This is a genomic window from Burkholderia sp. AU30198, from assembly GCF_020419825.1.
Classification (GTDB): Bacteria; Pseudomonadota; Gammaproteobacteria; order Burkholderiales; family Burkholderiaceae; genus Burkholderia.
In genome coordinates this window covers 227,647-240,295 of sequence record NZ_JAIZSA010000007.1, presented here as the reverse complement: position 1 = coordinate 240,295, position 12,649 = coordinate 227,647, and the positions used below count along the sequence as shown (strand labels likewise).

Below are 12,649 nucleotides of genomic sequence, written 5' to 3'. Positions count from 1 at the left end.
TTGCAGCCCGACACGGCGCCCAGTAAGCTGCTCGCACCGCGACGCGCCTGCTGGGCGGCGCAAGTGCCCTTGCCTCGAGACACGCAACCAGACATGCCGTCCGCCTACGACGACCCCGCCTATCTCGCGCAGCTGCGGCGCGACCTGCTGCGCTTCGCGCGACTCCAGCTCCGAGATGCGGACGCGGCCGAAGATGCCGTGCAGGAAGCGCTCACCGCCGCGTGGTCGCATGCGGGCGATTTCGCGGGGCTGTCGGCTCACAAGACCTGGGTGTTCGGCATCCTGCGCAACAAGCTGATCGACGTGCTGCGCGCGCGGCAGCGGACGGTGAGCCTGTCCGCGCTCGATGCCGAGCTCGACGGCGAATCCGTGCTCGATCGCGAGCTGTTCAAGGAAAACGGGCACTGGGCCGCGCATGCGAAGCCGCGGCCGTGGCCTCGCCCCGAAACGCTGTTGCAGCAGCAGCAGTTCTGGGCGCTGTTCCAGGCGTGCCTCGATCACCTTCCGGAGCAGATCGGACGCGTCTTCATGATGCGAGAATTCCTCGACGTCGAAATGACGGACATCTGCAGCGAATTGACGCTGACGACGAATCATTGCAGCGTGCTGCTGTATCGGGCGCGCACGCGCCTGCGAACCTGCCTGAGCGAACAAGGACTGACGACCGAAGATGCTGCCGGGGAAATGTACTGACGTGACGCGACTGCTGTCGGATGCGCTCGACCGGCATCTGACCCTGCACGAGCGCCTGCAGGTGCGGGTACACCTGCCGACCTGCAGCGGCTGCAGGGCCTATCGCGGGCAGATCGCGCTGTTGCGGACGGCCGCGAAGGCAGCGGCGGGGCGGGGGCCTTCCCCGGATGATGACGGTGCGTCGTCCGGGGAAAGCTAGGCCTGGATCGCGTGACTGCGATCGTCAGGGCGGTGGTGAGTGGTGGCGTGCTGCCCGGCGATCGTACCGGCCTCGATTGCCGGCGCTTGCGCGAGTGCCTGCGCCGGGCTGACGCAATCAGAAAAATACGGCGGGCAAGAATTATTCGAACAGCGCCTGCACGGATTCGGGCGGCCGGCCGATGGCTGCCTTGCCGCGATAAACGACGATGGGCCGCTGCAGCAGAATCGGATGAGCGGCGATTGCCGCGTAGGCTTGCGCATCGGTCAGATCGGCGCGGGCAAGGTTCAGCTCCTTGTACGGCTCCTCACCGTCGCGCAGCATGTCGCGAACCGGGCGGCCAAGCTGCCGATGCAGCGTTTCCAGTTCCTCGACCGTCGGCGGTGTCTTCAGGTACTCCACGACATTCAACGGTGCACCGGTGGTATTCAGCGACTCGACCAACGCAAGCGTCTCGCGCGACTTCGAGCATCGGGGGTTGTGGTAGATCGTGATCATCATTCAGGCCAGGAGGGGAGAGCCCTGTATTGTAGCCAGTCTGCGTCGCGGGCCTGGCGGGGCAGTCGACGCTGGATCAGGCCTGGATTCGCTGCTTCGTAGAGGCAGGTGGACAAGACGGTGCGACGGATCGCGAGAGGGGAGTGCTGATCGGGATACGCGTCAATGAATTAGCGGATTTATGCGCATAAAGGTGGGCGGGGTTCTATCGCGGGGCGGTGAATAAATGCCCTCACGCCAGATCAATACGATGGGCGTTTCGGACCGTAAAGGATGCGGGGGTGCGTCTTAGGTCGAGTGGTTTATGCGCATAAAGCGTGTGATTGCCGGGTGAGGTACCTCGCGATTCGCGGTGCAGTGCGTGCGGACACTTCGGTGCGTTGGTGTGCTGCCTGTGTTGGTGGGCTGCCTGTGTTGGTGGGCTGCCTGTGTTGGTGGGCTGCCTGTGTTGGTGTGCTGCCTGCGTTGGTGTGCTGCCTGCGTTGGTGTGCTGCCTGCGTTGGTGGGCTGCCTGCGTTGGTGTGCTGCCTGCGTTGGTGTGCTGCCTGCGTTGGTGTGCTGCCTGCGTTGGTGTGCTGCCTGCGTTGGTGTGCTGCCTGCGTTGGTGTGCTGCCTGCGTTGGTGGGCTGCCTGCGTTGGTGGGCTGCCTGCGTTGGTGGGCTGCCTGCGTTGGTGGGCTGCCTGCGTTGGTGGGCTGCCTGCATCGGTGGGCTGCCTGCATCGGTGGGCTGCCTCGCCGTCAGGTCGCCGCACACTGGATTCCGGCGCGGCCGAGATGTGATCCTTCGCCGCTCGCCGTCTATCGCTCGCGGTTTATGCGCATAAACGCAGCGACCGAACAGCACGTTGTGTCGACGTACGCGGGTTCAGTGACGCACCTCGACGCGGCGTCCCCGGGGCAGGGCATACCGCTATCCACACACTCCCAGAAGCGCCGGCCTTCCCGTCGCACGGCGCGATCGACCGCCTTGGTTTCCGGGAGTTTATGCGCACAAACTTCCCGCCTCTCAGGCAAGACTGCCCTATCGAACGAAAGGGCAGCGCGCCGCGATCCTGCGGCAACTCGCTCTCACACCGCCGACGCCATTCGTGACGACGCCTCCGAGTCGCTCATCGACGTTTCAGCCGTCCGCCAGACCATCCAATCGAGCCACCGGTCGACGACGGTACGTTTATGCGCATAAACCGATAGCCCGAATGGCCAATGCGTAGTTGTCGAACGACAATTTCATTGAAATTCAAATATCGTCCTGTAGAATTCCAACGACCAAAATAGGAGTGAAAATTGGCCGCGGAAATCATTGCAGTCACTCAACAGAAAGGTGGCGTCGGCAAAAGCACGATTGCCATGCACCTCGGTGCCGCGTTCCATGAAAAAGGGAAGCGCATCCTCGTCATCGACGCAGACCGTCAAAACACACTGGTTCACTGGTCGAGCGCATCTGGCGACAGTGACAACGGTATTCCGTTTCCGGTCGTCAACCTGGCCGAAGCCGATGGCCAGATCCATCGCGAGATCAAGAAGTTCATCAACGACTACGACATCATCGTCGTGGACTGCCCGCCGTCGATCACCGAAAAGGTATCGGGCGTCGTCCTGCTGGCTGCATCGATTGCCGTGATTCCGACGTCGTCGTCGCCGGCCGATTACTGGTCGAGCGTCGGGCTGGTCAAACTGATCCAGCAGGCGCAGGTCATGAACGAAGACCTCCGCGCCGTCTTCCTGCTGAACAAGACCGAAGAGAAGCGCATGCTGACCCGCGAGCTCAAGCGTGCACTCGAGGAACTCGGCTTCCCGTTGCTGAAAACGCAGATCCCGACCCGGGAGGCGTACAAGCAGGCAATGGCGCTCGGGCAGACCGTGCTGCAGATGAACGATCGTGGCGGCAAGCTGGCCGCCGCAGAAATTCGCGCATGCGCCGACGAAATCGTCGCCATGCTGCCCTGACTTTATGCGCACAAAGGAGTCACATGAAACCCTCCCAATTTGCCAAAGGATTCCAAGCGCGCCCGGATATCACGACGAGCGAGAAGCGCACGGCGCTCGATCGACTCAATGCGATCGACGGCATCGTCAAGTCCGAAACGCCTACCCCGGCGCCGACCAAATCCGCGAAGAAAGACATCGCGCCGCCGCCCGCGCCCGAGCTCACGCTCGATCCGTCGATCGATGAAACGGCGCAATATCGCGCGTGGCGTCTCGAGAACCGCTATGCGCCAGGGCAGGTGATCGAGCTGTCGCTGAAGGCGATCAAGCATAGCCCGTTCAATCCGCGGCACTTCTATCTGAAATCGTCGATTGCCGAACTCGCGGTCAACCTCGCGAAGCAAGGGCAGCAACAGGCGATCCACGTGATTCCGGATTACGACAACCCGGGCACGTACTTCGTCAGCGATGGCGGCCGCCGCGTGCGGGCACTGAAGGAAGCGAACAAGGAATCGGTCAAGGCGATCGTGATCGACGTGCCGATCGGCATCCAGAGCTACAAGCTCGGCTACGATCTCAACGTCCAGCGCGATTCGCAGACGGTGTTCGACAACGCCGTCGTGTGGCGCCGCTTCCTCGACGACAAGCATTTCCAGAGCCAGAAGGAACTCTCCGAGCACCTCGGCCTCGACGAGTCGACGGTGGCCGTCGCGCTGTCGATCGGCAAGCTGCCGGAAACGATCATGCAGGAAATGGTCGCGCGCCCCGATCGCTTCGGTTCGAACATGGCGTATCAGGTCGGCCGCTATCACAACGCGCGCGGCACCGAGGCCACGCTGCGGCTGATCAACAAGATCGTGTCGGACGATCTCAGCACGCGCCAGGTGTCGGACATCGTCAAAGGCCGTGTCGCGGCGCAGGAAACGCCGAAGGCCGCGGGCCGTCAACGCTATGCGCAGCGTCTCGAGATCAAGCTCGGCGGCAAGTCGGTCGGCGACCTGAAGTCGTATGGCGAAGATCGCATTGAATTGCGCCTGCGCGGTCTCCCGAAAGACAAGCGCGACGCGATCCTCGAGCAGCTCGAGCGGATGCTGTTGTCGGAGTGACGGAAACGGCCGGCAGGGCCTGGTGAGAACGCCGGGCCCGCCCGATCGAGGGGCGGAGCCGGCGGCGGCCCGTCAGCGGGCCTGAGCGGGCCTCAGGCGGCCCGCGACTGGTTCAGCGTGAACGACAGCAGATCGCCGTCCGTCGGCTCGCCCCAGGTCCTCTGGGCCAGCCAGTCGAAAAAGGCCGTCTCGGCCAGCTTGGAATCGAGGCCGCGCTTGCGCCAGTCATCGCGCAGATGCGAGCCCATCGTCGGCAGCGCCTCCGACTCGAACGACTCGCGCGCCACTTCGCGCTCGGCGTCGCCCTGCTCTTCGTACAACACCTTCGCTTCCTTGCGGCGGAACGCAGCGAACTCGCTCAGCAGGCGTGCCTTCAGATCGTCCGGCTGGGCCGCCGTAACCTTCGCAGCCGGCGTGCCGGCAGGCAACGCGTCGACCGATTCGACCGGCGGCGCATAACCCTTCTTCAGTGCATCCTTGAACAACGCCGGCGCGCTGCGCACCGGCGGCAGCGTCGTGCTGCGCATCCGCTGCTCGGTCATCTGCAGCGCGGCACGAATGCGGTTCTCCTCGCTGTCCGCATAGAGCGTCTGCGCTTCCTTCAGCGGGATCCCGAGCTTCACCATCCGGTCGACCAGCGTGCTGTCGAACACGTTCGGGTGTTCGTCGAGCGCGAGCATCGGCTGCTTGCGCTCGGTCACGCGGAACTGGATCTCGGCCACCCGGCGCCCTTCACGGTGCTCGATCAGCTCGACGAAGATGTTGGTGACTGCGTTGACTTCCGCGATCGCGGGACGCAGATAGTCGCGCTTGAAGTACTTGTACTCGCGCTTCGCCTCGTCGCCGGCTTCCGTGTCGGGCGTGCCCGACAGGATCGGCCGCCACCATTCCCACGGCTCGCGCATCGTCAGGTGGCTCGGGTTCGTCAGGTAGCGCACGCAGATTTCGTACAGCGCGAGACCGGCGCTGCTGCGCAGCTGGCTCTGGAACTGCAGGCTCAGGCGTGCATACTGGACCGGGTCGAGCAGCTTCTTCTTGATCTTCGGCGCGAACGAGAATTCGACCCACACGCGGCGGGTCGCCGGATCCTCGAGAATTTCCGCGTCGGCGATCAGCGTCGAGATCCCCCACTTGCGGCCCGGCTTCTGGCTCGACGTCCCGGTGCTCCATTCGACCTGCACCGACACCATGCGGCGCAGGTGTTCCTTCACCAGCGCGGTGTCGTTCGAATCGAAGGCGGAGTTGGCGACGATGTCCGACAGCAGCGCGCGATACGTATCGCCCGAGTCGTCGGCCTGCTGCGCCACGGCCAGCAGGACATTGAACAGCTTGCGAGTGAGGAGCGTGATCTTGCCGCTCTTCGGCTGAATTGCGATCGCCTCGACGGCCTTCCGCAATTCGGCTGAACTGGCACTCACCACATCCACATCGGTTTTCTTGGCGCGCTTCGTCGTGGCCATACGTCGGGTCGGAGGAGAAGTTTTCCGGAAGGATAGCGCCTGCGGTGAAGTGCGTCCAGAACGACATGCTCACCATAGCGGGTGAAGCGCGCGTGCAAAATGGCACTCACCCCAAGCACTCCCGAAAACCCTCACCGCTCCGGATTTGCAGCGTTCCGGACTCGTCCAGACGTGCTGCGGGATGCGCCGATTCACAGAATTTCACCTGTGCGGGATACGTGCGAAATGTGCTCCCGTATCGGCTCACCTTTCGATTTGTCGTAATTTTACGACTGCGCAGCTGTGAGTTCGGCACAGGGTTGCGATCCCACCTCACCGCAGCCCCCGATCGACCGGCATCGGCCTGTATGCATGTACAGGCGCGACTCATCGGGAGATCGCGATCGGGCTCCACATCCCGGAAGACGCCAGCGAAACCGGCCCGCGCGCCTCGATCGGGCCTGCTTTGCCGGCCCGGGCGCGCATTGTACCGTGCGCAAACCGTGTCAGGTCCCGAAAATACTCACCTTGAGCACTGTGTGTTCATTCGTCTCGATGTCGACGAATGCCCGACACGCGCGGGATTCGCTACCAGAGCCTCCCGAAAACACTCACCTTACCGAAAAATCGCTGTGCCTTCACCGGCACGGGAATGGCTCCCGAAAAACCTCACCGTAACTGTCTCGGTATCAAAAATCCCAATGCGATCCGATACTTATGCACAGAAGGCATTTGGCTGTGCATCGTCGACATCCCCCGAAAAGCCTCACCTTTCGACCGAAATCCCTCATACGACAACCCTGTGTCAGCCCCCGAAAAATCTCACCTGTGACAAAAAGAGGCACAGCAAAAACGAGATTTCTCCCAGTCCTGGCGGGCTTTTCGGCGAATTCATCGGCTCACGGATCCCGAAAAACCTCACCTTTGACCATTTTTCGGGCAAATACCATTCCCGAAAAGACTCACCTGTGGCCGTAATCACAGCCTGTGATCCAGGCCCCGAAAAATCTCACCTCAACGGGATCCGGGCAGGAAAACCCGGATTTCCCTCCCGAAAAGCCTCACCTTTAGCGCATCACAGGCCCCCGAGCACGCTTTTGCTGTGCAAAATGGCGTTCGTTTCCCGAAAATCCTCACATCAAACCGCCGCGGAGTCCCGTGAAACCTCACCTTTCACAGAAACTGCCTAAAAGATGGGCAGAATCGGGGCACGAAGAAGGTCCTGCAAATTCTCACCTATGTCTGCACAGGCAGAAAACTGTGCGGTCAGGCACAGCGCGGGTTCTGTGGCTGTGAGGCCCCGAAAAGCCTCACCTTTGGGAAATCTTGTGTTTCACTGTGCTCCCGAATCCGCTCACGACCTTTCCTGCAACGGCTCACGCTGTTCCCTGAACCCCATCACTTCAGCTCCCGCAGAAGATCACCTTGGCTCCCGTAAAACTTCACCTTGTCGGCCGGAAAGCCTTGCAGCATAAGGCTGTGCCGTGGCGTTAACGTTTTTAACTAAGGGTTCAAGGGTGTTTACTTCTAATACTCTCAAGACATCGGCTGACGAGTTTTCCACAGACACCCCAACCCCTGAACACCCACAGGCAATCGGATCCGTGGTCATGTGAAACAAATGCCGAAATTCGGGGTCTGCAGGAAAATGCTTGTGCGCCAAGGACTTGGCTGACTTTCTTCGCTTTGTTTCACGGAATCCTGGACCACAGTCGTCCGGATTGGCTCACAGCTCCGATTTCTGTGCACAGCGACGTAAATTCACAACGTCGAGCCGGAACAAGTATCAATAAGTACGTATTTCGTTATGATTGCCACACTTCAATGTCTGTGAGCACAGCGATGACCCTGGACGAAATACGCCAAGCCATTCGGGACGAACTGGAATCGCTGCGTGCGAGCGGTGCGCGACGGCAGGAATTGTCGCTACATGCATGCAAGCGGTTGTTCTTCGATCTCGGCATCCGGCCGTCGGCGGCCAACGTCCGCGATCTCACCCAAACCGGCAGTGCCAGCGATATTCCGAAAGACATCGACCATTTCTGGGAGCGCATCCGTTCCGCGTCGAAAGTCAGGCTCGACGGTGCGGCAATCCCGAAGGCCGTCGAGGAAAAGGCCGGTGCGTTGCTCGGCGCACTCTATGAAGAAGCGTTGAAGGCGGCACGAGACAGTCTCGATGGCGATCGAGAACAGGTTCGCGCCGGCGTTGCCGAAGCCGAACAGCGGTTGCGCGACGCAACTGTCCGCCAGGAGACGCTCGAGGGCGCGCTCGCGCGGGGCGAAACGAAGAACGAGCAATTGCAGGCTCGCGTGACCGAGCTCGAGGTCCAGCTCGCGTCGCAAACGACGCACGGTACGGCAAGCGAAGCGACGTTGCTCACCACAGTCGCTCGACTGGAAAAGGAACTGGCCGCCACTGCCGGCCGCGTCGAGGCCGAGCAGGCGCAGAACGCCACGCTGCGCGACCGCATCGATGCGCTGCAAGCCGAACTGCAGCAACGCACCGAGCACTACGCGCAGCAAATCAAGGACGCGGTGGCCGAAGCCGAACGCCGCGTCAAGCCGATGCTGGTCGAGCTGGACTCGTTGCGCAGCATGGCATCGACCTACCAGAGCGGTTTGCGCGACGTTCAGCGCAAGGAATTCGATTTCCTGCAGCAGCTGAGTTCGGCCAAGGCGCGCGCCGACCGGCTGGAAGAACAGTTGCGCAGCCAGGGCGACGAACTGGAACGTGCGACGCGCGATGTGAGTTCACTGCGCGCGAGCCGCGGCATGGATCCGGAAATCACCGCGCTGATCCGCCGCCTCGCCGATGCCGGGCAACTGGATGCGGAGGCATTTGCCGCGATCGGCACCTCGCTGGATCACGAGATTCCGGTGCCGGCCCATTGCCCGCATTGCGATGCCGAGCCGGAGCTGTCACATGGTGAAGAGGGTTTTGAAGTGGCTTGCCCCGAGTGCGAACACGCTTCCGGCGCATGGCCGTCCCGATTCGAAGCCGTCGCGCACTTTGCGCACAGGTGACGCTCGGATCGGCTGCGCCGCACAGGTGAGACGATCCGGGGAGCTTGAGGTGAGGTTTTTCGGGAGCTGTGAAACGGTGAGGCTGCACTACGCAAGGCTGCTCACGGATTGCTTCGCGTGCGCAGCCGTTTGGCGATCAGTGAGTTTCGTCGCTGTCGGACGCGTCACCGTTGCTGTCGGCCAGACCGTCGCGCCAGTTCTTCCATGCGCGATGCAGGCGGTTCGACGAGATCGGCCGCATGAAGCCCAGCCATTTGCCGACCCGTTCGGGCGGCACGTCGTGCTCGAACAATTCGGCCGCGTAGGTATTGCGCAGCGTTTGCGGGCTCGCGCGCGCGGTGCGCGACGACGTGAGCCCGGCGGATTCGACGATCGCGTCGATGGCGCGCAGCATCGTCGCCTTGTGCATCGGCCGCCCGGCATGGGATGCGGGGAACACGAGTTCGCCAGGAATCTCCTGGCGCTTGCGCTCGGTGAGCCAGGCTTCGAGCAGCGCGATCGCGAACGATGCCAGGTGCGTTTCGCGTGCGAAATCCGGATGCGTCGACTCGATCTGCAGCGACGTTCCACTCGTATTGATGCAACTAATCGTGAGCGCGCGCGCTTCGCCGGTTTTAATGCCGGCACCGAGAAATGCGGCAACGAGCGCGCGGTCGCGCCGCTCCTTCCAGTAGGCGGAACCGGATACGCCGATCGGCGAAAACAGGTACGTGAGCAACGTCGAGCGTTCAGCAGGCGTGAGGAAACCGGTGGGTTCGTTGTCGCGCGCCTTGCGCCAGTTCGCTTCGCCATCCTGAGCAATGAACCGGGCCGGGTTGGTCGATGCATATTCGGTGCGCCGGATGTGGTCGAGCACGCGCTCGATCAGCCGCAAATAGCGCATTCGCTGGGTTTTCCGGATCGGCAGTTCGCCGACGAAGTTCGCGATGGTCGCGGTATCGACGGTTGCCAGATTCTTCTGGTGCGCACGCATCCACGTGAGAAACGCGCCCCATTGCGCGCGATAGACATCGGCTGACGAACGGCGATAATCCTGCATGGCAAGCCATGCGTCGAAGGCGGCTTCGGGCGAGGCGATCCAGTCGGATGCACCGCGGTCGAACAGGTCCGTTTCTTCCGGGCGTGCTGGGGTGTCGGGAGAGGCGGGAAGGGACATGTGATTTATTCCGTTAGTTGCGTATATGGTAGCCCTTTCCGCAACGTCTCGGGCTGCAAGAGGCTGGACAAGGTCGTGGCGCGAGGCGGCCCGTGGCGGGCAGTCAGTCGCCCCACGCCTTGGACGGACGGTGAGCGCGCTCGCGAGGCGCCGTGTCGTGCGGCGTTGCCGCTGCTTCATACGCGAGAACCGCGAACGAAAAAACGGCGGGCAGCGCATTCGAGCGCCCGAAGTCGATCGGATCGTCCGTTTCGGGAAACGTCATGTCCAACTGCCGTTCGAACAATTGACGCATGCCGGCCTCGTGCCGGCTGGCGAAGCCGAGATCGGCGAGCGCTTCGGCCTCGATGGCGTGCAGCAGGCGCCACGTCAGCGGGACGCGCTGGTGGATGTAGCGCCCGGCGATATGCCAGACGATCAGCTCGAGGTCGTGCGCGGCAGCCTTGAAGCTGAGCGCGGCCAAATCTTGTTCTTCTGTCATTGCAGGCTCCTGTCGACCGGGCGGGCGCCTCGGTGCGCCAGCTCCGGCCCGTGCATGGCGGAATGTCCGTATACTGTACAAACATACAGTGTTTCCCGCAACCGGCCTGCAATTGGCCCTTTGGTCAGCTATCCGCGCCGTCAGCGATGTATCACGATCAGCAGTGCCCGCGCCTCGGCTTTGCCGGGATTACGGATCGCATGCGGCTCGTCGGCCGGGTAACGCGCGGTGTCGCCTACCTTCAGGCGCCGGCTGGCCGCCGCAGCTTCGATTTCCATCGCGCCCTGCAGCACGGTGAGGTGCTCGCGCGTGCCGGGCTCGTGGGCGTTCGATATCAGCGCGCCGCCGCTCGGCAGCGTCAGCTCGTACCACTCGAATTTGCCCGCGAGGTCGATCGGGCCCCATACGCGCAACTGGTACCGGCCGTCATGGCCGGCGAGCGTCGGAATGTCGTGCGGGCCGTCTACGCGGATGGTCTCGGGCGCCTTCGGCTGCGAGAACAGCTCGTCGAGCGTGATGCCGAGCGCGTTCGTCAGCCGCCACGCCACGGCGATCGTCGGGTTGGCCTTGTCGCGTTCGATCTCGGAGAGCATCGATTTCGATACGCCCGCCGCGCGCGACAGGTCGTCGAGCGTCAGCTTGCGTTCGGTGCGCAGCCGCTGGATCTGCTCGCCGACACGCGGCGGCGTTGCGGCCGGCGGTTGCGGTGCGGCGCTGGCAGGCGTGCGCCGCGAACCGGAGGAACTTGCCATTTGGATTCCGTTCGCTTAGAGTTGTTCGATATTTCGAATTCTAGTTCGGAATATCGGATAAATGCGGTCAACCGAACGACCGACTATAACAGTAGCAGGCCGTTGCGCCGCCGCCACGAGTGGCGCGTTGCGGAATGCGAAACCCTGTCAGGAGCTTTGCGATGCGTGATGCCTTTCTCGCCCAGGTGCGCGGGACGCTGGACCAGATCCGCGCGGACGGTTTTTACAAGACCGAGCGCGAGATCGCGAGTCCCCAGGCGGCGGACGTGCGGCTCGCCGGCGGTGCCGGCGTGCTCAATTTCTGCGCGAACAACTATCTGGGTCTGGCGAACGATTCGCGCCTGATCGATGCGGCGAAGGCCGGCCTCGACCAGGACGGCTTCGGCATGGCATCGGTACGCTTCATCTGCGGCACGCAAACCGTGCACAAGCAACTGGAAAGCGCGCTGGCCGCATTTCTCGGCACCGAGGACAGCATCCTCTATTCGAGCTGCTTCGACGCGAACGGCGGGCTGTTCGAGACGCTGCTCGACGAGAACGACGCGGTGATCAGCGACGAACTGAACCACGCCAGCATCATCGACGGCGTTCGCCTCTGTAAGGCGAAGCGCTTCCGCTACAAGAACAACGACCTGGCCGACCTCGAGGCGAAGCTCAAGGAGGCCGATGCGGCGGGCGCGCGCCACAAGCTGATCGCGACCGATGGCGTGTTCTCGATGGACGGCATCATCGCCGATCTCAAAGGTATCTGCGATCTCGCCGATCGCTACGGCGCGATCGTGATGGTCGACGATTCGCACGCGGTCGGCTTCATCGGCACGCACGGCCGCGGCACGCCCGAGCACTGCGGCGTCGAAGGTCGCGTCGACATCATCACGGGCACGCTCGGCAAGGCGCTCGGCGGCGCATCGGGCGGCTATGTCGCCGCGCGTCGCGAGGTGATCGAGCTGCTGCGCCAGCGCTCGCGTCCGTACCTGTTCTCGAATACGCTCACGCCGAGCATCGCCGCGGCATCGCTGAAGGTGCTGGAACTGCTCGGCAGCGACGAAGGCGCGAAGCTGCGCGAGCGCGTGCGCGAAAACGGCGCGCGGTTCCGCCAGCAGATGACCGAAGCGGGCTTCACGCTCGTGCCGGGTGCGCACCCGATCATCCCGGTGATGCTCGGCGACGCGCAGCTCGCGACGAACATGGCCGACAAGCTGCTCGACGAAGGCGTCTACGTGATCGGCTTCTCGTTCCCCGTCGTGCCGCGTGGCCGTGCGCGCATCCGTACGCAGATGAGTGCCGCCCATACACCCGAGCAGATCGACCGGACGGTCGCCGCGTTCGTGCGCGTCGGCAAGTCGCTCGGCATCATCTGACGGAGGCGCGATC

At 62.9% G+C, this 12,649-nt stretch carries 11 protein-coding genes; 6 read left to right on the top strand and 5 right to left on the bottom strand.

All coding sequences use genetic code 11. From position 1 onward, the window contains the following. Positions 1-93: 93 nt before the first annotated feature. Together LGN19_RS17770 and LGN19_RS17765 are read left to right on the top strand one after the other, a co-directional pair. Positions 94-693 carry an RNA polymerase factor sigma-70 gene (locus LGN19_RS17770; RefSeq protein ID WP_226216316.1) on the top strand — a complete coding sequence of 200 codons (600 nt, stop codon included), beginning with the start codon at positions 94-96 and terminating at the stop codon, positions 691-693. Further along, the gene (locus LGN19_RS17765; RefSeq protein WP_043186259.1) at positions 671-892 is read left to right on the top strand and encodes a zf-HC2 domain-containing protein; all 222 of its coding nucleotides are present in this window, start codon (positions 671-673) and stop codon (positions 890-892) included. Before LGN19_RS17770 ends, LGN19_RS17765 begins: the two co-directional genes overlap by 23 nt. 141 nt (positions 893-1,033) lie before the next feature. Here LGN19_RS17765 and arsC read toward each other — a convergent pair whose 3' ends face one another. Beyond that, entirely contained in the window at positions 1,034-1,393 is a 360-nt protein-coding gene (arsC, locus tag LGN19_RS17760) for an arsenate reductase (glutaredoxin) (RefSeq protein WP_174957945.1), read from the bottom strand. Between the two features lie 1,282 nt (positions 1,394-2,675). Between arsC and parA the strand changes: the two genes are divergently transcribed. Next, positions 2,676-3,338 carry a ParA family partition ATPase gene (gene parA, locus LGN19_RS17755; RefSeq protein ID WP_122948363.1) on the top strand — a complete coding sequence of 221 codons (663 nt, stop codon included), beginning with the start codon at positions 2,676-2,678 and terminating at the stop codon, positions 3,336-3,338. 23 nt (positions 3,339-3,361) lie between these two features. After that, entirely contained in the window at positions 3,362-4,423 is a 1,062-nt protein-coding gene (locus tag LGN19_RS17750) for a ParB/RepB/Spo0J family partition protein (protein ID WP_122948364.1), read from the top strand. A gap of 92 nt (positions 4,424-4,515) precedes the next feature. On the opposite strand, the gene LGN19_RS17745 is transcribed toward LGN19_RS17750, so the two are convergent. Continuing rightward, positions 4,516-5,883, bottom strand: a complete 1,368-nt coding sequence (locus LGN19_RS17745; RefSeq protein WP_122948365.1) for a replication initiation protein — start codon at positions 5,881-5,883, stop codon at positions 4,516-4,518. A gap of 1,821 nt (positions 5,884-7,704) precedes the next feature. Here LGN19_RS17745 and LGN19_RS17740 point away from each other — a divergent pair. Beyond that, complete coding sequence (locus LGN19_RS17740; RefSeq protein WP_226216314.1) at positions 7,705-8,886, top strand: DNA-binding protein; 1,182 nt, start codon at positions 7,705-7,707, stop codon at positions 8,884-8,886. A gap of 136 nt (positions 8,887-9,022) precedes the next feature. Here the strand turns inward: LGN19_RS17740 and LGN19_RS17735 are convergent, their stop codons facing one another. The 3 genes from LGN19_RS17735 to LGN19_RS17725 all read right to left on the bottom strand — a co-directional run bounded on the left by LGN19_RS17735 (position 9,023) and on the right by LGN19_RS17725 (position 11,275). After that, positions 9,023-10,042 carry a tyrosine-type recombinase/integrase gene (locus LGN19_RS17735; protein ID WP_122948367.1) on the bottom strand — a complete coding sequence of 340 codons (1,020 nt, stop codon included), beginning with the start codon at positions 10,040-10,042 and terminating at the stop codon, positions 9,023-9,025. Positions 10,043-10,145: 103 nt separating this feature from the next. After that, positions 10,146-10,523: a DUF2471 family protein gene (locus LGN19_RS17730; protein WP_226216312.1), complete on the bottom strand. Its 378-nt coding sequence runs from the start codon at positions 10,521-10,523 to the stop codon at positions 10,146-10,148. Between the two features lie 140 nt (positions 10,524-10,663). Next, positions 10,664-11,275 (bottom strand): helix-turn-helix domain-containing protein, encoded by a 612-nt coding sequence (locus LGN19_RS17725; RefSeq protein ID WP_122948369.1) that lies wholly within the window; start codon positions 11,273-11,275, stop codon positions 10,664-10,666. Between the two features lie 161 nt (positions 11,276-11,436). On the opposite strand from LGN19_RS17725, the gene LGN19_RS17720 reads away from it, so the two are divergent. Beyond that, the gene (locus tag LGN19_RS17720; protein WP_089495916.1) at positions 11,437-12,636 is read left to right on the top strand and encodes a glycine C-acetyltransferase; all 1,200 of its coding nucleotides are present in this window, start codon (positions 11,437-11,439) and stop codon (positions 12,634-12,636) included. The last annotated feature ends 13 nt before the right edge of the window (positions 12,637-12,649 follow it).

Coding starts and splice junctions, on each gene's coding strand:
- LGN19_RS17745 (WP_122948365.1), bottom strand. CDS start 5,883: ATGGCCACGACGAAGCGCGCCAAGAAAACCGATGTGGATGTGGTGAGT.
- LGN19_RS17750 (WP_122948364.1), top strand. CDS start 3,362: ATGAAACCCTCCCAATTTGCCAAAGGATTCCAAGCGCGCCCGGATATC.
- LGN19_RS17765 (WP_043186259.1), top strand. CDS start 671: ATGCTGCCGGGGAAATGTACTGACGTGACGCGACTGCTGTCGGATGCG.
- arsC (WP_174957945.1), bottom strand. CDS start 1,393: ATGATGATCACGATCTACCACAACCCCCGATGCTCGAAGTCGCGCGAG.
- LGN19_RS17730 (WP_226216312.1), bottom strand. CDS start 10,523: ATGACAGAAGAACAAGATTTGGCCGCGCTCAGCTTCAAGGCTGCCGCG.
- LGN19_RS17740 (WP_226216314.1), top strand. CDS start 7,705: ATGACCCTGGACGAAATACGCCAAGCCATTCGGGACGAACTGGAATCG.
- LGN19_RS17720 (WP_089495916.1), top strand. CDS start 11,437: ATGCGTGATGCCTTTCTCGCCCAGGTGCGCGGGACGCTGGACCAGATC.
- LGN19_RS17735 (WP_122948367.1), bottom strand. CDS start 10,042: ATGTCCCTTCCCGCCTCTCCCGACACCCCAGCACGCCCGGAAGAAACG.
- LGN19_RS17770 (WP_226216316.1), top strand. CDS start 94: ATGCCGTCCGCCTACGACGACCCCGCCTATCTCGCGCAGCTGCGGCGC.
- LGN19_RS17725 (WP_122948369.1), bottom strand. CDS start 11,275: ATGGCAAGTTCCTCCGGTTCGCGGCGCACGCCTGCCAGCGCCGCACCG.